15 protein-coding genes and 1 pseudogene are annotated in these 19,864 nt (G+C 68.5%); 15 read left to right on the forward strand and 1 reads right to left on the reverse strand.

Annotated elements, in window-relative coordinates; all coding sequences use genetic code 11:
* Positions 1-390 precede the first annotated feature (390 nt).
* Positions 391-879 (reverse strand): annotated as a pseudogene (locus tag AB4089_RS05750) (GntR family transcriptional regulator); the annotation flags it as partial.
* Between the two features lie 159 nt (positions 880-1,038).
* On the opposite strand from AB4089_RS05750, the gene glyA reads away from it, so the two are divergent.
* The 15 genes from glyA to AB4089_RS05825 all read left to right on the forward strand — a co-directional run bounded on the left by glyA (position 1,039) and on the right by AB4089_RS05825 (position 19,854).
* Positions 1,039-2,379, forward strand: coding sequence for a serine hydroxymethyltransferase (gene glyA / locus AB4089_RS05755; protein ID WP_441408319.1), 1,341 nt, complete (start codon positions 1,039-1,041; stop codon positions 2,377-2,379).
* Positions 2,376-3,596 carry a sarcosine oxidase subunit beta family protein gene (locus AB4089_RS05760; protein ID WP_441408320.1) on the forward strand — a complete coding sequence of 407 codons (1,221 nt, stop codon included), beginning with the start codon at positions 2,376-2,378 and terminating at the stop codon, positions 3,594-3,596. The genes glyA and AB4089_RS05760 overlap by 4 nt, the downstream gene beginning before the upstream one ends.
* 30 nt (positions 3,597-3,626) lie before the next feature.
* Complete coding sequence (locus tag AB4089_RS05765; protein WP_441408321.1) at positions 3,627-3,956, forward strand: sarcosine oxidase subunit delta; 330 nt, start codon at positions 3,627-3,629, stop codon at positions 3,954-3,956.
* Positions 3,953-6,919: a 2Fe-2S iron-sulfur cluster-binding protein gene (locus tag AB4089_RS05770; RefSeq protein WP_441408322.1), complete on the forward strand. Its 2,967-nt coding sequence runs from the start codon at positions 3,953-3,955 to the stop codon at positions 6,917-6,919. The genes AB4089_RS05765 and AB4089_RS05770 overlap by 4 nt, the downstream gene beginning before the upstream one ends.
* Positions 6,912-7,547: a sarcosine oxidase subunit gamma gene (locus AB4089_RS05775; protein WP_441408323.1), complete on the forward strand. Its 636-nt coding sequence runs from the start codon at positions 6,912-6,914 to the stop codon at positions 7,545-7,547. The genes AB4089_RS05770 and AB4089_RS05775 overlap by 8 nt, the downstream gene beginning before the upstream one ends.
* On the forward strand, positions 7,547-8,962 hold the full coding sequence (locus AB4089_RS05780; RefSeq protein ID WP_441408324.1) for an L-serine ammonia-lyase: 1,416 nt from the start codon (positions 7,547-7,549) through the stop codon (positions 8,960-8,962). The genes AB4089_RS05775 and AB4089_RS05780 overlap by 1 nt, the downstream gene beginning before the upstream one ends.
* A gap of 2 nt (positions 8,963-8,964) precedes the next feature.
* Complete coding sequence (gene purU, locus AB4089_RS05785) at positions 8,965-9,840, forward strand: formyltetrahydrofolate deformylase (RefSeq protein ID WP_441408325.1); 876 nt, start codon at positions 8,965-8,967, stop codon at positions 9,838-9,840.
* A 403-nt stretch (positions 9,841-10,243) separates the two neighbouring features.
* Positions 10,244-11,890, forward strand: coding sequence for an ABC transporter substrate-binding protein (locus AB4089_RS05790; RefSeq protein WP_441408326.1), 1,647 nt, complete (start codon positions 10,244-10,246; stop codon positions 11,888-11,890).
* Between the two features lie 125 nt (positions 11,891-12,015).
* Complete coding sequence (locus AB4089_RS05795) at positions 12,016-12,972, forward strand: ABC transporter permease (RefSeq protein ID WP_441408327.1); 957 nt, start codon at positions 12,016-12,018, stop codon at positions 12,970-12,972.
* 3 nt (positions 12,973-12,975) lie between these two features.
* Complete coding sequence (locus AB4089_RS05800; RefSeq protein WP_441408328.1) at positions 12,976-15,087, forward strand: dipeptide/oligopeptide/nickel ABC transporter permease/ATP-binding protein; 2,112 nt, start codon at positions 12,976-12,978, stop codon at positions 15,085-15,087.
* A complete protein-coding gene (locus AB4089_RS05805) occupies positions 15,084-15,890 on the forward strand; it encodes an ATP-binding cassette domain-containing protein (RefSeq protein WP_441408329.1) in 807 nt (268 codons plus the stop codon). Before AB4089_RS05800 ends, AB4089_RS05805 begins: the two co-directional genes overlap by 4 nt.
* Positions 15,891-15,935: 45 nt before the next feature.
* Complete coding sequence (locus tag AB4089_RS05810; protein WP_441408330.1) at positions 15,936-16,865, forward strand: dihydrodipicolinate synthase family protein; 930 nt, start codon at positions 15,936-15,938, stop codon at positions 16,863-16,865.
* A 42-nt stretch (positions 16,866-16,907) separates the two neighbouring features.
* The gene (locus AB4089_RS05815) at positions 16,908-17,846 is read left to right on the forward strand and encodes an ROK family protein (protein ID WP_441408331.1); all 939 of its coding nucleotides are present in this window, start codon (positions 16,908-16,910) and stop codon (positions 17,844-17,846) included.
* 71 nt (positions 17,847-17,917) lie between these two features.
* A complete protein-coding gene (locus AB4089_RS05820; RefSeq protein WP_441408332.1) occupies positions 17,918-18,604 on the forward strand; it encodes an N-acetylmannosamine-6-phosphate 2-epimerase in 687 nt (228 codons plus the stop codon).
* Between the two features lie 11 nt (positions 18,605-18,615).
* Entirely contained in the window at positions 18,616-19,854 is a 1,239-nt protein-coding gene (locus AB4089_RS05825; protein ID WP_441408333.1) for an N-acetylglucosamine-6-phosphate deacetylase, read from the forward strand.
* The last annotated feature ends 10 nt before the right edge of the window (positions 19,855-19,864 follow it).

Consider the following 19,864-nt stretch of genomic DNA (forward strand, 5'->3'; position numbering starts at 1 on the left):
GGGGAACTATCGAGCGACTGGGGGGCCAGGTCAGGAGATCGTCATGGGCATTCTGGTACACACGCGCACTTCGATCCCGCAGGCGGCGGGCACGCCATGATGGCCGGCTGGGCCTACTTCATGGCGGGAGTCATGACAGTCGACGGGCTCCTGCTTGGCATGCTTCTGATGAACGTGAAGTGGCCGAAGCGCTGGAAGAAAAACGGCTAGCCCCGAGGCGCATTCCGTTTAGCGACGCGGGAAATACCTGACGCGACCGGCATTCGGGCGTCGATAGGTATTTTCCGCATCGCCAGGCACGAGGCGGTCAGCCGTGGCCCTGCGCGGCCTCCCGCCGTCGTCCACGTCGCCGGAAGCGTGCGGGGTCGCCGGAAGATTCCGGCGACCCTAGCGGATCAGCGTGTCTTCCAGATGCGGATTGGCCGCGGCCCGGTAAATCAGGCGGTGCACTGTCAGGTCATAGCGCATCAGTTCCCTGGACTCTGCAGGGCTCGGGGCCAGCTCCGCAATGGTGTTCGCGACGTCCAGCAGCTCGCGGCGCATGGCGGCGTTGGCCCTGGTTGCCGCCCGGCGCGCCGCCAGCGGCTCCAGCAGTTCCCGGATTTCGGAGACGTCGGCCAGTTCCGTGAAGTCCACGGTGGTGGCAAAGGTTCCCCGGCGCGGGTACGAAACCACCAGGTGGTCCACTTCCAGCCGCTTGATGGCCTCGCGCACGGGAGTGCGGCCGAAGCCGAGCTCGGCAGCCAGCTGCCCGTCATTGATGGGTTCGCCCGGCCGGATTTCGAGCATGATCAGCTTGTCGCGCAGCTGCCGGTACGCGGCCTCCGCCTGGGAGAGCGCTTCGTCCTCTGCGGGCGGCAGGACGGTCAGTGCATTCACGGCTCGGCTCCGTTTCTGGATTTCAACGTTTCTGGATTCCAAACGGAAACCCGGTTCCACTTGGCTTCCTGCTATTGACTCTGGTGTGATCCCAATCATACCATTGTCATCACACTGATATATCAGTCATTGCAACAGTGGTATTTCAAAGGAGCGAACGTGGTTGAGCAGTTGAACGAGCGACTTTCCGTAGTCGATCCCGAGGTCGAACAGGCCGTGGCAAGGGAGCTGAGCCGCCAGCAGTCCACCCTTGAAATGATCGCGTCAGAGAACTTCGCCCCCGCCGGGGTTATGGAGGCACAGGGTTCGGTGCTGACCAACAAGTACGCCGAGGGCTACCCGGGCAAGCGCTACTACGGCGGCTGCGAGCACGTGGACGTGATCGAGCAGCTCGCCATCGACCGGGTCAAGGCCCTGTTCGGCGCCGAGTACGCCAACGTGCAGCCCCACTCCGGCGCCCAGGCCAACGCCGCCGCCATGTTCGCCCTCCTGGAACCCGGCGACACCATCATGGGGCTGGCCCTGGCCCACGGCGGGCACCTCACCCACGGCATGCGCATCAACTTCTCCGGCAAGCTCTACAACGTGGTCCCGTACCACGTGAGCGAACACAACCACCTGGTGGACATGGCCGAGGTGGAGGCCCTGGCCCTCGAACACCGGCCCAAGATGATCGTGGCCGGTTGGTCCGCCTACTCCCGGCAGCTGGACTTCGCGGAGTTCCGGCGCATCGCCGACCTCGTGGGCGCCTACCTCATGGTGGACATGGCCCACTTCGCCGGCCTGGTGGCCGCCGGGCTGCACCCGAACCCGGTCCCCTACGCCGACGTCGTCACCACCACCACGCACAAGACCCTCGGCGGCCCGCGCGGCGGCGTGATCCTGGCCAGGGAGGAATACGCGCGCAAGATCAACAGCGCCGTGTTCCCCGGCCAGCAGGGCGGCCCGCTGGAACACGTGGTGGCGGCCAAGGCCGTGGCATTCAAGATCGCCGCCTCCCCCGAATTCAAGGCACGCCAGGAACGCACCCTCGAAGGCGCAAAGATCCTCGCGTCCCGGCTCCTGAAGGACGACGTGGCGGCGGCAGGGATCTCCGTGGTCAACGGCGGCACCGACGTGCACCTGGTCCTGGTGGACCTGCGGAACTCGGAACTGAACGGCCAGCAGGCCGAAGACCGCCTCCACCGGATCGGCATCACCGTCAACCGCAACGCCGTACCGTTCGATCCGCGCCCGCCCATGGTCTCCTCCGGCCTGCGGATCGGCACCCCGGCCCTGGCCACCCGCGGCTTCGGTGCCGCGGAGTTCACGGAGGTGGCAGACATCATCGCCTCCGCCCTCACCGCACAGGCGCCCGGGAACGAACTCAGCAGCGAAACGGCCGCCGAACTGCGCGGCCGGGTCAGCGCCCTGGCGGCACAATTCCCCCTTTACCCGCACCTTGGCGCCAGCACAGCGGCAACCGGGCTTGAGGCAGAACTGATTGGAGCAGCACAATGACCACCGAACACCTGCCGGAACACCCGGACTTCCTCTGGCGCAATCCCGAGCCCAAGTCCTCCTACGACGCCGTGATCGTCGGCGGCGGCGGACACGGACTCGCGACGGCGTACTACCTGGCCAAGAACCACGGAATGACCAACATCGCCATCCTGGAAAAGGGCTGGCTCGCCGGCGGCAACATGGCCCGGAACACCACCATCATCCGCTCCAACTACCTCTGGGACGAGAGCGCGGCGATCTACGAGCACGCCCTGAAGTTGTGGGAGATCCTGCCGGAGGAACTCGAATACGACTTCCTGTTCAGCCAGCGCGGGGTCATGAACCTGGCCCACACCCTGGGCGACGTGCGCGAAAGCGTCCGCCGCGTAGGCGCCAACAAGCTCAACGGCGTCGACGCCGAGTGGCTGGACCCGCAGCAGGTCAAGGAACTCTGCCCCATCCTGAACATCAACGACAACATCCGCTACCCGGTCATGGGTGCCACTTACCAGCCGCGCGCCGGCATCGCCAAGCACGACCACGTCGCCTGGGCGTTCGCCCGCAAGTGCGATGAGCTCGGCGTGGACATCATCCAGAACTGCGAAGTCACCGGCTTCGTCAAGGACGGCAACCGTGTGGTGGGCGTCAAGACCAACCGCGGCACCATCAACACCGAAAAGGTCGGCCTCTGCGCCGCCGGACACAGCTCGGTGCTGGCCGAAATGGCCGGGTTCCGGCTCCCCATCCAGTCCCACCCCCTCCAGGCACTGGTGTCCGAACTCCACGAGCCCGTCCACCCCACCGTGGTCATGTCCAACCACGTCCACGTCTATGTCTCCCAGGCGCACAAAGGCGAACTGGTCATGGGCGCCGGCGTGGACTCCTACAACGGCTACGGCCAGCGCGGATCCTTCCACGTGATCGAGCAGCAGATGGCCGCCGCCGTCGAGCTCTTCCCAATCTTCGCCAGGGCCCACGTGCTCCGGACCTGGGGCGGGATCGTGGACACCACCCTGGATGCCTCCCCGATCGTGGGCACCACCCCGGTGGAAAACATGTTCGTCAACTGCGGCTGGGGAACCGGCGGATTCAAGGGCACACCGGCGGCCGGGCTGACCTTCGCGCACACCATCGCCACCGGAACACCGCACAAACTCAACCAGCCCTTCGCCCTCGAGCGCTTCGAAACCGGCGCCCTGATCGATGAACACGGCGCCGCTGCCGTTGCCCACTAGACAACCTGCCCACTAGAAAGAGGTGCGGACATGCTCCTGATTCCCTGCCCCAACTGCGGTCCTCGCGACGAGACCGAATTCCACTACGGCGGCCAGGCCCACGTGGCCTACCCCGAAAATCCGGCAGAGCTCACGGACCGCGAATGGGCCGAGTACCTGTTCTACCGCGACAACACCAAGGGCGCCTTCGCTGAGCGCTGGCTGCACAGCACGGGCTGCCGGCAATGGTTCAACATGCTCCGCGACACGAACACCTACGACATCCACGCGGTCTACCCGATGGGCCAAATGCGCCCAGCCACGGGGACGACAGCCCCCACCGTCACCAGCCCCGTCTCCCCGGAAGGAGCAATCAAATGAGCGCTCAGCCGCAGTCCGCGCGCCTTAGCACCGGCGGACGCATCGACCGCAGCGTCACCTGGCGCTTCACCCTGGATGGCCGGGAGTACACGGGCCACCCCGGCGACACCCTCGCCTCCGCGCTGCTGGCCACCGGCCGGCTAACGGCGGGCAACTCCCTCTACGAGGACCGGGCCCGCGGCATCATGTCCGCCGGCGTCGAGGAATCCAACGCCCTGGTCAAGGTCGCCGCCCGGTTCCCGGGCCACGTGGCCGAATCCATGCTCCCCGCCACCACCGTGTCCCTCGTGGACGGCCTCAGCGCGGAATACCTCAACGGGCTCGGAAAGCTGGACCCGGCCGAGGACCACGCCGAGTACGACAAGAAGTACGTCCACACCGACGTCCTCGTGGTCGGCGGCGGCCCCGCCGGCCTGGCCGCCGCACGGCAGGCCGTCCGCGCCGGCGCCCGGGTCATTCTCCTTGACGACCAGCCCGAGCTCGGCGGCTCGCTGCTGTCCGGCTCCACCGATGCAGCCCTCGCCGAGAGCATCGAAGGACAGCCCGCCCTGGACTGGGTGGCCAACGTTGAAGCCGAACTGATCTCCGCGGCCGAATGCACGGTGCTGAACCGCACCACCGCCTTCGGCTCCTATGACTCCAACTACGTCATCGCGGCCCAGAACCGGACGGACCACCTCCTCACCCCGGCCGCGCCCGGGGTGTCCCGCCAGCGGATCTGGCACATCCGCGCCGCCCAGGTCATCCTGGCCCCGGGCGCCCACGAACGCCCGCTGGTATTCGAAAACAACGACCGGCCCGGCATCATGCTCGCCTCCGCGGTCCGCACCTACCTGAACCGCTACGCCGTCGCCGCCGGATCCCGGGTGGTCATCAGCACCACGAACGACAGCGCCTACGCCCTGGCCGCGGACCTCCGCGCCGCCGGCATCAAGGTCGAAGCCGTCGTGGACGCCCGTGCCCAGCTGAGCGAAACAGCCTCGGCAGCGGCCGCGGCCGGAACCCGGGTGCTGATCGGCAGCGCCGTCGCCGATGCCACCGCCGCCGAGTCCGGCGATGGCCGGCTCCTTGGCGTCACCGTCCGGAGCATCAACGACGCCGGCGAACTCACCTCCGGCATCGAACAGCTCGCCTGCGACCTGCTTGCCGTCTCCGGCGGCTGGTCACCGGTGGTGCACCTGCACTCCCAGCGGCAGGGCAAGCTCCGCTGGGACGAGGACCTCGCCGCCTTCGTCCCGCACAGCGTGGTCCCCAACCAGCAGGTGGCAGGCTCCGGCCGCGGCAGTTTCGCCCTGGACGACTGCGTGGCCGAAGGCATCTCCGCCGGGGCAGCGGCGGTCCTCGCCGCCGGCTTCGAGTCCGCCGTCGCACCTTCAGCCATCGGCGAACCGGTGGCGTCCGCCCCCACCCGCCAGCTCTGGCTGGTACCCGGACAGCAGGGCAGCCCGGAGGAGTGGCACCACCACTTCGTCGACTTCCAGCGCGACCAGACCGTGGCCGACGTCCTGCGCTCCACGGGCGCCGGCATGCGCTCGGTGGAACACGTCAAGCGCTACACCTCGATCAGCACCGCGAACGACCAGGGCAAGACCTCCGGGGTGAACGCGATCGGCGTCATCGTCGCCGCACTCCGCACGGCCGGCGAAGCATCTGCCGATGGCACACGGAGTATCGGCGAGATCGGGACCACCACGTACCGGGCACCGTTCACCCCCGTGGCGTTCGCGGCACTGGCCGGGCGCCAGCGCGGCGAGCTGTTCGACCCCGCCCGCCTGACCTCGATCCACCCGTGGCATGCCGCCCAGGGTGCGCTGTTCGAGGATGTCGGCCAGTGGAAGCGGCCCTGGTACTACCCGCAGGACGGCGAGGACATGGATACCGCGGTCCTGCGCGAATGCGCAGCGGTCCGGGAGTCCGTGGGCTTCATGGACGCCACCACCCTGGGCAAGATCGAGATCCGGGGCAAGGACGCGGGCGAGTTCCTGAACCGGATCTACACCAACGCGTTCAAGAAACTGGCACCGGGCTCGGCCCGCTACGGCGTCATGTGCACCCCGGACGGGATGATCTTCGACGACGGCGTCACGTTGCGCCTGGACGAGGACCGGTTCTTCATGACCACCACCACCGGCGGCGCGGCCAAGGTCCTGGACTGGCTGGAGGAATGGCTGCAGACCGAATGGCCGGAGCTGGATGTGCACTGCACCTCCGTCACGGAGCAGTGGTCCACGATCGCCGTCGTCGGACCGAAGTCCCGCGCCGTGCTTGCCAAAGTGGCTCCGGAACTGGCAGCGGACGGCGGCCTCGAAGCCGAGGCCTTCCCGTTCATGACGTTCCGCGAGACCACCCTGGCCTCCGGCGTGCAGGCCCGGATCTGCCGGATCTCCTTCTCCGGCGAACTGGCCTACGAAATCAACGTCCCGTCCTGGTACGGGCTGGCAACCTGGGAAGCCGTGGCAGAGGCCGGCGCGGAGTTCAACATCACCCCGTACGGCACCGAAACCATGCACGTGCTGCGGGCTGAAAAGGGCTACCCGATCGTCGGCCAGGACACCGACGGGACCGTCACCCCGCAGGACGCCGGGATGGAATGGGTGGTGTCCAAGGTCAAGGACTTCATCGGCAAACGCTCCTACGCCCGCAAGGACGCCGCCCGCGCTGACCGCAAGCACCTGGTCAGCGTCCTCCCCGTAGACGGCAGCATCCGGCTCCCGGAAGGCACCCAGCTGGTGGAGCAGGGCATCACCGTCAACCCCGCCTACGGCCCCGTGCCCATGCAGGGGTTCGTGACCTCGAGCTACCACAGCGCCGCGCTGGGCAGGTCGTTTGCGCTGGCCCTGATCAAGAACGGGCGCAACCGCATCGGCGAAACCCTGGTGGCCGCCGCCGGAGACCAGCTGGTGGACGTGGTCGTCGCAGAAACCGTACTTTTTGACTCCGAAGGGGCCCGTAAAGATGGCTGACACAGCAGCACTCGAAAATTCCAAGAAGATCCAGAGCCTCCGGAAAAGCCCGGCCGCGCTCCTGCGCAGCGCTTTTGAAGCCGGCTCCGTTGCGGGCACGGTGGAACTGCGCGAGGAGCCGTTCCTGACCATGGCCGGGATCCGGGTCGACCCCGCCGGCGCTGCCGGGGAGCGGCTGGGCACCCGCACGGGCGGCCTTCCCGCCGCTTCCGGGCAGGTCCGCAGCAGCGGCGGCACCGCGGTGCTGTGGCTGGGCCCGGAAGAATTCCTGCTGGTGGCACCGGCGGAATCCCATGAAAGCCTTGGCGGCGAGCTCCCCGGGGCGCTCACCGACGCACTCGGTGACGCCGAGGGCCAGGTGGTGGACCTCTCCGCCAACCGCACCACGCTCGAACTCTCCGGCCCCCGGGCCCGGGCAGCGCTGGAAAAGGGCTGCGCCCTGGACCTGCACCCCCGCGTCTTCCAGACCGGAACGGCCCTGTCCACGGAAATCGGCGGCATCCCGGCGATCCTGTGGAAGACCGCAGAGGAGACCTACCGGATCTTCCCGCGGGCATCCTTCGCGGAGTTCCTCGGCCGCTGGCTCCTGGACGCCATGCGCGAATTTGCGACTCCCGAGGTCCCCTGATGGCGCTCAGCGTCCTGGATCTGTTTTCTGTTGGCATCGGGCCGTCCTCCTCCCACACGGTCGGCCCGATGCGGGCAGCAAAACGCTTCGCCGACGGGCTGAAAAGTGACGGGCAGCTGAGCTCAACGGCGCGGATCCAGGCCGAGCTGTTCGGCTCGCTCGGGGCGACCGGGCGGGGGCATGGTTCGGACAAGGCCGTGGTCCTGGGCCTGCAGGGCCAGGACCCCGAGACCGTGGACACCGGCACCGCCGATGACCAGGTGGCGGCAGCGGCCCTGGATGCCGAACTGCGGCTCGCCGGCCACCACCGGGTGGACTTCAACTGGGACGAGGACGTGGTCCTGCACCGCCGCAAGTCGCTGCCGGCCCACCCCAACGGCATGACGTTCCGGGCGCTGGACCACACCGGGGCGGTGCTGAAGGAACGCAGCTACTACTCGATCGGCGGCGGCTTCGTCGTCGACGGCAACGCCCAGGGCGCTGACCACGTGGTGGCAGACGACACCGTGCTCCCCTACCCCTTCACCACAGCCGACGAGCTCCTCGATATATGCGCCCGTGAGAATATGTCGATTTCCGACGTCATGCTCGCCAACGAACTCGTCTGGCGCAGCGAGGCCGAACTCCGGGAAAAACTCCTGGACCTGTGGGCGGTCATGCGCCAGTGCGTGGAGAATGGCTGCGCCGCCGAGGGCATCCTTCCCGGCGGGCTGAACGTCAAACGCCGCGCCCCTTCCCTGTTCCGGACGCTGACAGCCACCGCCGCCAGCGCCGGAAGCGGTGGCGGGGCCTCCACCCTGGTCCAGGCGCCCGCGGACCCGCTGCTGGCCATGGAATGGGTGAACTTGTTCGCCCTGGCCGTCAACGAGGAGAATGCCGCCGGCGGACGGATCGTCACGGCCCCCACCAACGGCGCCGCCGGAATCGTCCCGGCCGTGCTGCACTATTACGTCAAGTTCGTCCCGGGAGCCGACGACGACGGCGTGGTGCGCTTCCTGCTGGCCGCGGCCGCCGTCGGGATCCTGTTCAAGATCAATGCCTCCATCTCCGGAGCAGAGGTCGGCTGCCAGGGTGAAGTCGGATCGGCGTGCTCCATGGCTGCGGCGGGGCTCTGCGAAGTGCTGGGCGGCACCCCGGAACAGGTGGAAAACGCCGCCGAAGTCGGGATCGAACACAACCTTGGCCTGACCTGCGACCCCGTCGGCGGACTGGTGCAGATCCCCTGCATCGAACGCAACGCCATTGCCAGCGTCAAAGCCATCAACGCCGCCCGCCTGTGCCTGCACGGGGACGGCAGCCACAAAGTCTCGCTGGACAAGGCCATAAAGACCATGCGTGAAACAGGAGCAGACATGAAAACCAAGTACAAAGAAACCTCCCGCGGAGGCCTCGCCGTGAATGTCGTGGAGTGCTGACCATGGCCGAGAACCAGAGCACCGAAACCGTGGAGCACATCCTGACCCTGGACTGCCCGGAAACGCGCGGGATCGTCCACGCCGTGTCCGGATTCCTGCTGGATCAGGGCTGCGACATCCTGGAGAGCAAACAGTTCGACTCGCAGCTGGACGGCCACTTCTTCATGCGGCTCCACTTCGCGTCGGCCGGAGACCAAACAACCCTGGACACGCTCCGGGAAGCCTTCGTTCCGGTCGCCGATAAATTCGGCATGCGCTGGGACCTGCGACGGCACGGCAGCAAACGGCGGGTCCTGATCATGGTCTCGAAATTCGAGCACTGCCTCAACGACCTGCTGTACCGGTCCCGCACCGGTGAACTGCCCATCGAGATCGTCGGCGTCGTCTCGAACCATCCCGACCACCGCCGGACCGTCGAATGGCACGGAATCCCCTTCTTCCACGTGCCCATCACCCCGGACACCAAGCCCGCGGCCGAGCAGCGGCTCCTGGAACTGATCGACCGGATGGATGTTGAACTGGTGGTCCTGGCCCGCTACATGCAGGTCCTCAGCGACAACCTCACCCGCCAGCTGGATGGCCGCGCCATCAACATCCATCACTCCTTCCTGCCCAGCTTCAAGGGCGCGAAGCCCTACCACCAGGCGCACGCCCGGGGCGTGAAGACGGTCGGCGCCACCGCCCACTACGTCAACGCCGAGCTGGACGAGGGGCCGATCATCGCCCAGCAGGTGGTGGAAGTAGACCACACCTTCGGGTCCGAGGACCTCGTGGCCGCCGGACGCGACACCGAGTGCAAGGCGCTCTCCAACGCCGTCCGCTGGCACTGCGAGGGACGCGTCATCCTCCAGGGCAACAGAACAGTCGTCCTGCGCTAGCCGCAACTCCTTGGTGGGGCCGAGGCGAGGAACTCCCGTGCCGATCTGGGCCGTTAAGCCCAGCCGGTCAGCCGGGAGGTCCTCGCCTCGCCGTCTTAATGACCGGCTTAGTGGCTGCGCGGAGTTTCCCCACCTTTGCCGCAATTTCGCCGGGACGCGCCGTCGTTCTGGGAGGACACGCCGCCATGGCCCGGCAAAGGTGGGGGAATCCGGCGGCGGTCTCCCCCCGCTCGCCGAGGAACGCTGCCCGGACCCGGCCCCCGGGGTGCCCCGACGCGGCTCCCGGGGTGCCCTGACGCGGCTCCGCCGCCCCGCTTGACGGGCCGGTGTGATGGCCCTTACAGTTCTTCTAAGCATCGGACGTCCTACATCCGATAAATAGACTCGAATGGTGAGGCAAATAATGAGCAAGACACTAAAGAACTTGCCGCTGGTGAACGACGCCAGCCGCCGGAGCTTCCTCAAGCTGTCAGGCGCGCTGGGCGTTGCCGCGGCTTTCACCACGTCCCTTGCCGCGTGCGGCGGGCCCGCCAGCACCACCACGGGAGCGGCGGCCGCCAACACCGCGCCGATCAACAAGGACCTCATCATCGAAGCGGGCATCTCCTACGCCCTGTCCACTGGCTTCGACCCGCTTTCCAGCTCCGGGGCGACCCCGCTGGCCGCCAACCTGCACGTCTACGAGGGCCTCGTGGAGCTGCACCCCGCCACCCGCGAACCGTACAACGCCCTCGCCGCGGCCGACCCCAAGATGGTCAACGCCACCACCTACCGGGTGACGCTGCGGGACGCCGCCAAGTTCCACAACGGCTCCCCGGTCACCGCCGAGGACGTCGTCTTCTCCTTCACCCGCGTCCTGGACCCGGCCAACAAGTCGCTGTTCTCGCAGTTCATCCCGTTCATCAAGGACGTCAAGGCCGTCGACGCCAAGACCGTCGAGTTCTCGCTGAAGTACGCCTTCCCCGCCTTCCCCTCACGCATCTCCGTGGTCAAGATCGTGCCCAAGGCCCTCGCCAACTTCCCCCTCGGCTCGGACCAGCTCAAGGCCTTCGACGCCAAGCCCGTCGGCACCGGCCCGTACAAGCTGATCTCCGCTGTCAAGGACGACAAGATCGTGTTCGAGGCGAACGCCGACTACAACGGACCGATGCCCGCCCTGGCCAAGGGCATGACCTGGCTGCTGCTCTCCGACGCCGCCGCCCGCGTCACGGCGATGCAGTCCGGCCGCGTGCAGGCCATCGAGGACGTCCCTTACCTGGACATCGAGGGGCTGAAGTCCAAGGCCACCGTGGAATCCGTCCAGTCCTTCGGCATGCTGTTCCTGATGTTCAACTGCGCCAAGGCCCCGTTCGACAACAAGCTGGTCCGCCAGGCCCTGCACTACGGCCTGGACAAGGACTCCATCATCAAGAAGGCGCTGTTCGGCAACGCCAAGGCCTCCAGCTCCTACTTCCAGGAGGGGCACCCGGACTACGTCAAGGCCAAGAACGTCTACGGCTACGACCCCACCAAGGCCCAGGACCTGCTGAAGCAGGCCGGCGTCACGAACCTGGAATTCGAACTCCTGACCACAGACACCGCCTGGGTCAAGGATGTGGCCCCGCTGATGCTGGAATCCTGGAACAAGATCCCCGGCGTCAAGGTCACCCTGAAGAACCTGCAGTCCGGCGCGCTGTACACCGACCGCGTGGGCAAGGCCGACTTCTCCGTGGTCGCCGCCCCGGGCGACCCGTCCGTCTTCGGCAACGACGCCGACCTGCTGCTGAGCTGGTTCTACGCCGGCGACACGTGGATGAAGGGCCGCGCCTACTGGGCCGCCACACCGGAACGGGCCACGCTGGTGGACCTCATGGCCAAGGCCGGCCAGTCCGCCCCGGCAGAGGCCAAGAAACTGACCGGCGACATTGTGGATCTGGTATCCGAGGAGCTCCCGCTGTACCCGATCTTCCACCGGCAGCTGCCCAGCGCGTGGGATGCCAAGAAGCTCAGCGGCTTCAAGCCGCTGCCCACCACCGGCATCGGCCTCGTGGGCGTCGGCCGCACTGCCTGAGGCATGCCAATCTAAGTATTGCCAACCGCTGGTCCGGGCGGGTCCCCCTCCCGCCCGGACCGGCCTGCACTGCCACCCGTGCCGGCTGAGGCCGGGACAACCTTCCACGAATTCCGGAGACAACATTGGTCACAATTTTGCGCCTGCTGGGCCGCAGGCTGGCGGCGCTGCCCCTGATGATCCTGGGCATTACCCTGCTGGTGTTCCTCGTCCTGCAGGCCGCCCCCGGTGACCAGGCGAGCAGCGCCCTCGGCGACGGAGCCAGCGCGGAAGCCAAGGAACAGTACCGCCAGAGCAACGGGCTCAACGATCCGGTGGTCCTGCAGTATTTCCGGTTCCTGGGCAAGCTGCTCCAGTTTGACCTCGGAGTCACCACCCCGCCGGCGAAGTCCGTGGCCGACATGATCGCCGCGGCCTTCCCGCTGACCCTCCAACTCACGTTCCTGGGCGTGCTGATCGCCGTCGCGGTCTCGCTCCCGTTCGGCATCGCCGGGGCCCTCTACCGGGACAAGTGGCCCGACCAGCTGGTCCGGGTCTTCTCGATCGCCGCGGTAGCGACGCCCTCGTTCTGGCTCGGCATCCTGCTCATCCAGTGGTTCGCCCTCGGCGCCAACCCGCTCTTCCCCTCCGGCGGCATCGCAACGCCGGAATCGGGCTTCGGCGGCTGGCTGAACTCGATGACGCTCCCGGCCCTGGCCCTCGGCATCCCGGTCTCGGCCTCCCTGATCCGGGTGGTCCGCACCTCGATGGTCGAGGAACTGGACCGGGACTACGTCCGCACCGCGATCGGCAATGGCGTCCCCTACCGCGAGGTCGTGTCCCGCAACGTCCTCCGCAACGCCCTGGTCACCCCGGTGACCGTGCTGGGACTGCGGATCGGCTACCTGCTGGGCGGCGCCGTCGTGATCGAGATGATCTTTGCCCTGCCCGGCATGGGCCAGCTGATCCTCAACGGCATCACCAACCTCGACGTCAACCTCGTGCAGGGCGTGGTCCTGACCATCTCCGTGACCTTCGTGCTCGTGAACATCGCCGTCGACCTTCTGTACCTGCTCATCAACCCCCGAATCAGGACGGTCTGACCCATGCGCAGCAAACTCGCTGAACGCCTCAGCGCCCCGGGGATCCGGTTCAAGGCCCTCCCCTGGAGCTCCCGGCTCGCCCTCGTCTTCCTTGCGGCCATCACCCTTGCCGCCGTCTTTGCGCCCGTCATCGCCCCGCACGACCCGCTGGAGTCCTTCATTCCGGCGACCCCTCCGGGCGGTGAGAACCTGTTCGGCACCGACCGGCTGGGCCGCGATATCTTCTCGCGCCTGCTCTACGGCGCCCAGTCCTCCCTGATGATCGGCCTGGGCGCGGTGGCGCTGGCCGTGATCGCCGGCGCCGTGCTTGGCGCCCTCGCCGCGACCTCCGGCAAGGGCGTCAACGAGGTCATCATGCGCCTCATGGACATCCTCATGGCTTTCCCGGGCATCGCGCTGGCCGCTGTGCTGCTGGCCGTCTTCGGCAACACCGTGCCCACCATCATCGTGGCCATCGCGGTGATCTACACGCCCCAGCTGGCCCGGGTGGTGCGCGCCAACGTGCTCTCCCAGTACGGCGAGGACTATGTCCGGGCCGCCCGGGTGATCGGCGCCGGCCGCTCCTACATCCTGCTCAAGCACATTGTCCGCAACACCGCGGCTCCCGTCCTGGTGTTCGCCACGGTAATGGTCGCGGACGCGATCATCCTGGAGGCCTCGCTCTCCTTCCTGGGCGCCGGCGTCCAGGATCCCGCGCCGTCGTGGGGCAACGTGATCTCCTACGGCCGCAACCTGGTCCTCTCCGGCGGCTGGTGGGCCACTACCTTCGCGGGCCTGACCATCCTGCTCACAGTGCTCGCCCTGAACATCCTGGCCGAGGGACTCACGGATGCCATGGTCAACCCCAAACTCCGCAAGGCCCCGGTAGTGAAGGACGACGACGGCTTCTCCTCCCCCATCGCCGCCGTCGACGCCGAGATCGGCACGTCCGTGGCCCAGGGCTCCGTGGTGGAGCTGCACGAACTCGACGGCGTCCGCGCCGCCGCTGGCGATGCGGTCCCGGAAGCCGGATTCCCGCAGGCCGGATTCCCCCCGGCCGGCTACCCCCAGGACAAGAACGCCGGCCACCATGCCCTGCTGGAGGAGGGGCTGAACCTGCTGACCGCCGTCGAGGCCGGCCGCACGGACCGCCTCCCCCAGGTCCCGGACACCGCCCCCACAGTCCTCGAGGTCAAGAACCTGTCCATCCGCTTCCCCGGCCGCTTTGGCGACACCGCGATCGTGGACAACGTCTCGTTCAGCGTCCGCGAAGGCGAAACGATGGGCCTGGTGGGCGAATCCGGCTGCGGCAAGTCCATCACGTCGCTGGCCATCGTGGGCCTGCTGCCCAAGACCGCCGTGATCTCCGGCTCCATCACGTTCGACGGCAAGGAACTGCTGGACCCCTCCACCGGCAACAGCAGCGCCAAAGCCTACGAGGGGCTCCGCGGCCAGCAGATCGCCATGGTGTACCAGGACGCGCTGAGCTCGCTCAACCCCTCCATGAAGATCAAGGACCAGCTGCAGCAGCTCACCCGCCGCGGCGGCCGCAAGACCCCCGCGGAGCTCCTGGAAATGGTCAAGCTGGATCCCGTCCGCACACTGGCCAGCTACCCGCATGAGCTCTCCGGCGGCCAGCGCCAGCGCGTCCTGATCGCCATGGCGCTCTCCCGCTCGCCCCGGATCGTGGTCGCGGACGAGCCCACCACGGCGCTGGATGTGACCGTGCAGCACCAGGTGGTGGAACTGCTCAACGAACTGCGCGAACAGCTGGGCTTCGCCATGGTGTTCGTCAGCCACGATCTGGCCCTGGTGGCCTCGCTCGCGCACCGCATCACCGTGATGTACGCCGGACAGGTGGTCGAATCCGCCCAGGCGTCCGCGCTGCTGCAGAACCGCCAGCACGAATACACCCGCGGCCTGCTCGGCGCCGTCCTCTCCATCGAGGCCGACGCCGACCGGCTGCACCAGATCCCCGGCACCGTGCCCTCGCCCCGGGATTTCGCCGCCGGCGACAGGTTCGCCGCCCGCTCGCTGCGGCCCGACGCCGACCCGGACCAGCGGCTCGTCCTGACCCCCTTTGACCCGGACAGCGACCACTACTGGGCCAGCCACCTCAAGGAGGACGCCAAGTGAGCACATCAACCGGCAAACCGGTGATTGAACTGAAGAACGTCAAGGTCCACCACCGGGCCCGTACCGGCGGGCTGTTCCGCCCCACGTTCGTCAAGGCCGTCAACGGGGTGGACTTCACTATCAGCCGCGGGGAGACCGTGGGGATCGTGGGCGAATCCGGCTGCGGCAAGTCCACCCTGGCCTCGGTGCTGGTGGGCCTGCAGGCCCCCACCTCGGGGGAGGTCCTGTTCCACGGCAAGCCCGCCGGCAGGCGCAATGCCGCCCTGCGCAAGGAATTCGGCCGCGCCGTCTCGGTGGTTTTCCAGGACCCGTCCACCGCGCTGAACCCCCGCATGACCATCCAGGACATCCTCACCGATCCGCTCCAGATCCATGGGATCGGCACCGCGGCCACCCGGGCGGCGAAGGTCAAGGATCTGCTGGCCCTCGTTGGGCTGCCGTACTCCGCCGCCGAGGTCACGCCCTCCCAGGTCTCCGGCGGCCAGCGCCAGCGTGTCGCCATTGCCCGGGCCCTCGCATTGGACCCGGACATCATCGTGGCGGACGAGCCCACGTCTGCGCTGGACGTCTCCGTGCGGGCACAGGTGCTGAACCTGCTCGCGGACCTGAAGACCCAGCTGAACCTGGGCATGGTGTTCATCTCGCACGATATCCAGACCGTCCGTTACGTCTCGGACCGGATCTGCGTCATGTACTTCGGCGAAATCGTCGAGGAAGGACCCGCCGGACAGGTCTTCGACAACCCGTCCAACGACTACACGAAGAAACTGCTCGGCGCCGCTCCCAGCCTGCTGCACCCCTGATTCCCACACTTTTCCGCATTCAAGAAACCATCATTGGAGTTACCTGTGCCTACCCAATTCCAGGGCGTCATTCCCCCGGTCGTCACCCCCCGCCACGCCGACGGCAGCGTCGACACCGATTCGCTGAAGAACCTCACGCGCCACCTCCTCGACGGCGGCGTGTCCGGGCTCTTCGTCCTGGGCTCCTCCGGCGAAGTCCCCTACCTGAGCAACGCCGAGCGCGAACTCGTCGTCAGCACCATCGCCGCCGAGAATGCTGCTGCTGGCGCAGCGAGCGTTCCGCTGATCGTCGGCGCCAACGAACAGACCACCAACCGCGTCATCGAAGAAGCCCGGAAGGTGATCGACCTCGGCGCCGACGCGATCGTCGTGACGTCGATGTACTACGCGATCGGCAACGCCGAGGAGACGGAAACCCACTTCCGCGCCATCCACGACGCCGTCAGCACGCCGATCTTCGCCTACGACGTCCCGGTCCGCACCCACTTCAAGCTGCCCACGGACCTGCTGGTCCGGCTCGGCCGGGACGGCGTGATCGCCGGCGTGAAGGACTCCTCCGGTGACGACGTCGGCTTCCGCCAGCTGCTGCTGGCTGCCCGCGACATCCCCAACTTCGACATCTTCACCGGCCACGAGGTCGTGGTCGACGGCGCCCTCCTCGGCGGGGCGCAGGGCGTCGTCCCGGGCCTCGGCAACGTGGACCCCCGCGGCTACCGGAACCTCATGGACGCCGCGGCCGCCGGCGACTGGGCCAAGGCCGCCGCAGAGCAGGACCGCCTCGCCGACCTCTTCGAGATCGTCTACACCCCCAACGGCAGGGTCTCGGGCGGCGCCGCGGGGCTCGGGGCCTTCAAGACCGCCCTCCAGCTCATGGGCGTCATCGAATCCAACACCATGAGCGCGCCCATGCCGTCCCTGAATGAGGACGAAACCACGGCCATCAAGGTCATCCTCGAACGCAACGGCCTGATCTAGGCTCCGGGCACCACGCCCGCAGATACCCGACGGAGGAGGAACATGGCCCACGCTATTGGGGTCGATCTTGGCGGCACCAAGACGGCGGCCGGGGTGGTCTCGGAGGACGGCGAACTGCTGTTTTCGGAAACCGCCCCGACCCCCAGCCGCGCCGGCGGCGAGGCGGTCCTGGACGCCACCGCAGCCCTGGTCGCCGGGCTCCGGGCGCGGGCGCAGGCGGAGGGCCTCGCCGTCGCCGGCATCGGCGTCGGCTCGGCCGGCGTGATCGACGCCGGCCGGGGCGTCGTGGTGTCCGCGACGGACGCCATCCACGGCTGGGCCGGGACCGCGCTGACCGAAGGCCTGTCCCGTCGGCTGGGCCTTCCGCCCGGCGCGGTCAGCGCCGTGAACGACGTCCACGCCCATGCGCTCGGCGAGTCCTGGCGCGGGGCAGCTGCCGGGACGGCGAGCTCCTTGCTGGTTGCCTTCGGCACCGGTGTGGGCGGAAGCTTCGTGCTGGCCGGCCGGCCGGTCCTCGGCCACCGGTACGTGGGCGGCCACGTCGGCCACACCGCCTCCCCTTACGCGTACGCCGACGGCGGGGCGTTGCCCTGTTCCTGCGGGGGCTCGGGCCATGTGGAGGCAGCGGCCTCCGGCCCGGGCATCCACGCGGCATTCCTCCGCCTGGGCGGATCCCCCGCCGTACCGGACACCCGTGCGGTATTCGCGCTGGCCCGCGACGGCGATCCTGCGGCCAACCGCGCCGTCCACACCGCCGCCGAGGCCGCCGGGCAGGCGGCCGGCGGCCTGGTCAACGTCCTGGACCCCGAGGTCCTGGTGGTGTCCGGGGGCCTGGCCGACGCCGGAGAGCTCTGGTGGAAACCCATGAAGGCCGCCCTGCGCCGGGAACTGCTGGACCCGCTGGTCCGTGTGCCGGTCCTGCGGGCCTCGCTGGCGAACTCCGCGGCCATCGTCGGGGCCGCAAGGCTAGTCTTCAACTGACCGCTTCTGTCCGCGAATACCGAACCACAGAGAACCACAGCGAACCACCCAGAACCACAGAAACAGGCACCATGCTCCTGACTCCCGAGGGCCTCGAATCCCTCCGCTCCCAGCTCATCGTTTCCTGCCAGGCCTACCCCGGCGAACCGATGCGGGATCCCCGCACCACCGCGCAGTTCGCGGCTTCGGCCGTCATCGGGGGCGCAGCGGCCGTTAGGGTCCAGGGGCTGGCCGATATCCAGCACACCCGCGCCGCCGTCGAGGTCCCGGTGATCGGGCTCTGGAAGGACGGCCACGACGGCGTGTTCATCACCCCGACGCTGCGCCATGCCCTGGCAGTGGCCAACGCCGGGGCGCATGTGGTGGCCATTGACGGCACCCGGCGCCAACGCCCGGACGGCCTGAGCCTGGCCGCGACGGTGGCCGGCATCCATGCCGGCTCCCATGCCCTGGTCATGGCCGACTGTGGATCCCTTGAGGACGCCGCAGCCGCCGTCGAGGCCGGCGCCGACCTGATCGGCACCACGCTGGCCGGCTACACCGGTGAACGCCCCAAGACTCCCGGCCCCGATCTGGACCTGCTGGAAAAGATCGCCGCTGCCGGTCTCGGCAAGCCGCTCATTGCCGAGGGCCGCATCCACACCCCTGTCCAGGCCCGCCAGGCGCTCGACGCCGGCGCGTTCGCCGTCGTCGTCGGCACCGCCATCACCCACCCGGCCACCATCAGCGGCTGGTTCGCCGCCGCTCTGCACTCCTGAGGACTGTCCCGATGCCGGAATCCCGCGAAGCCCCCGCCTACGTCCTGCGCGGCACCCTCGTCGCGGACGGCACTGCCACCGCCGACTCCGTGGTGGCGGTGCAGGGCGGCCGGATCGCCTACGCGGGACCCGACAGCGGCTTTGACGCCGCGCAGTTCCCGGGCGCGGAGGAGCTCCCGCTGCCGGCCGGGAGTTCGCTGCTTCCCGGGCTCGTTGACCTGCACTGCCATGGCGCCGCGGGCGGCGGGTTCCCGACGGGCGATGACCGGGCCTGCCGGGACGCGGTGGACTTCCTGCACCGCAGCGGGACCACCAGCCTGCTCGCCAGCCTGGTCACGGCCTCCGCCGAGGAGCTGCTGCGCTCCCTTGGCGTCCTGAAGGTCCTGGCGGCCGAGGGGCTGATCGCCGGCATCCATTCCGAGGGGCCCTTCCTCTCCCACGTCCGGTGCGGCGCACAGAACCCCCTCTGGCTGCGGGACCCCGATCCTGAGCTGCTCCGGCAGATGCTCGCGGCCGCCGGGGGCGCACTGCGAACCATGACCTACGCCCCCGAACTGCCGGGAGCCAGTGAATTGCTCCGGGTGCTCACCGACCACGGGGTCACCCCCTCGCTGGGCCATACCGATGCCGACGCCCGGCTGATGGCTGACTCGCTGGCGGAGGCCGCGGAGCTGATCGGCAGCGCCGGAGAGGGCAGGGGCTTCGGGCCGCATGCCCGGCCCACGGTCACCCATCTGTTCAACGGCATGCCGCCCCTGCACCACCGCAGTCCCGGGCCGGTCGCCGCATGCCTGCGGATGTCGGCCGCGGGCACCGTGGCGGTCGAGCTGATCGGCGATGGCGTCCACCTCGATCCAGAGACGGTCCGGATGGTCTTTGATCTGGTCGGGGCCGGGGGCATCGCGCTGGTGACGGACTCCATGGCGGCCACCGGGCTGCCCGACGGCGATTACGAACTCGGCCCCTCGGAGGTGGTGGTGCTCGACGGCGTGGCCACCCTGAGGAGCAGCGGCGCCCTCGCCGGGGGCACGGCGACCCTGCTGGACGTTGTCCGCACCACGATCGCGGCTGGCGTGAGTCCCGCCGACGCCGTCCTGGCCGCGACCTTGGTCCCCGCCCGCATCCTGGGCCTGGAATCCGAGGTCGGCGGCCTCCGGGCGGGAATGCGCGCCGACATCGTCGCGGTCGGACCGGGCTTCGAGCTGGTGACCGTCCTGCGCGGCGGGCGGGTCCTGGCCGCCCCCGCCTGAGCCGCGCACG

It is taken from the genome of Arthrobacter sp. 2MCAF15, assembly GCF_052115605.1.
In the GTDB taxonomy this organism is placed as follows: Bacteria; Actinomycetota; Actinomycetes; order Actinomycetales; family Micrococcaceae; genus Arthrobacter.

What these genes read in the sequence shown, in the direction of transcription:
- purU (WP_441408325.1), top strand. Translation starts at nt 8,965, where the DNA reads ATGGCCGAGAACCAGAGCACCGAAACCGTGGAGCACATCCTGACCCTG.
- AB4089_RS05760 (WP_441408320.1), top strand. Translation starts at nt 2,376, where the DNA reads ATGACCACCGAACACCTGCCGGAACACCCGGACTTCCTCTGGCGCAAT.
- AB4089_RS05790 (WP_441408326.1), top strand. Translation starts at nt 10,244, where the DNA reads ATGAGCAAGACACTAAAGAACTTGCCGCTGGTGAACGACGCCAGCCGC.
- AB4089_RS05800 (WP_441408328.1), top strand. Translation starts at nt 12,976, where the DNA reads ATGCGCAGCAAACTCGCTGAACGCCTCAGCGCCCCGGGGATCCGGTTC.
- AB4089_RS05780 (WP_441408324.1), top strand. Translation starts at nt 7,547, where the DNA reads ATGGCGCTCAGCGTCCTGGATCTGTTTTCTGTTGGCATCGGGCCGTCC.
- AB4089_RS05765 (WP_441408321.1), top strand. Translation starts at nt 3,627, where the DNA reads ATGCTCCTGATTCCCTGCCCCAACTGCGGTCCTCGCGACGAGACCGAA.
- AB4089_RS05825 (WP_441408333.1), top strand. Translation starts at nt 18,616, where the DNA reads ATGCCGGAATCCCGCGAAGCCCCCGCCTACGTCCTGCGCGGCACCCTC.
- AB4089_RS05815 (WP_441408331.1), top strand. Translation starts at nt 16,908, where the DNA reads ATGGCCCACGCTATTGGGGTCGATCTTGGCGGCACCAAGACGGCGGCC.
- AB4089_RS05770 (WP_441408322.1), top strand. Translation starts at nt 3,953, where the DNA reads ATGAGCGCTCAGCCGCAGTCCGCGCGCCTTAGCACCGGCGGACGCATC.
- AB4089_RS05775 (WP_441408323.1), top strand. Translation starts at nt 6,912, where the DNA reads ATGGCTGACACAGCAGCACTCGAAAATTCCAAGAAGATCCAGAGCCTC.
- AB4089_RS05820 (WP_441408332.1), top strand. Translation starts at nt 17,918, where the DNA reads ATGCTCCTGACTCCCGAGGGCCTCGAATCCCTCCGCTCCCAGCTCATC.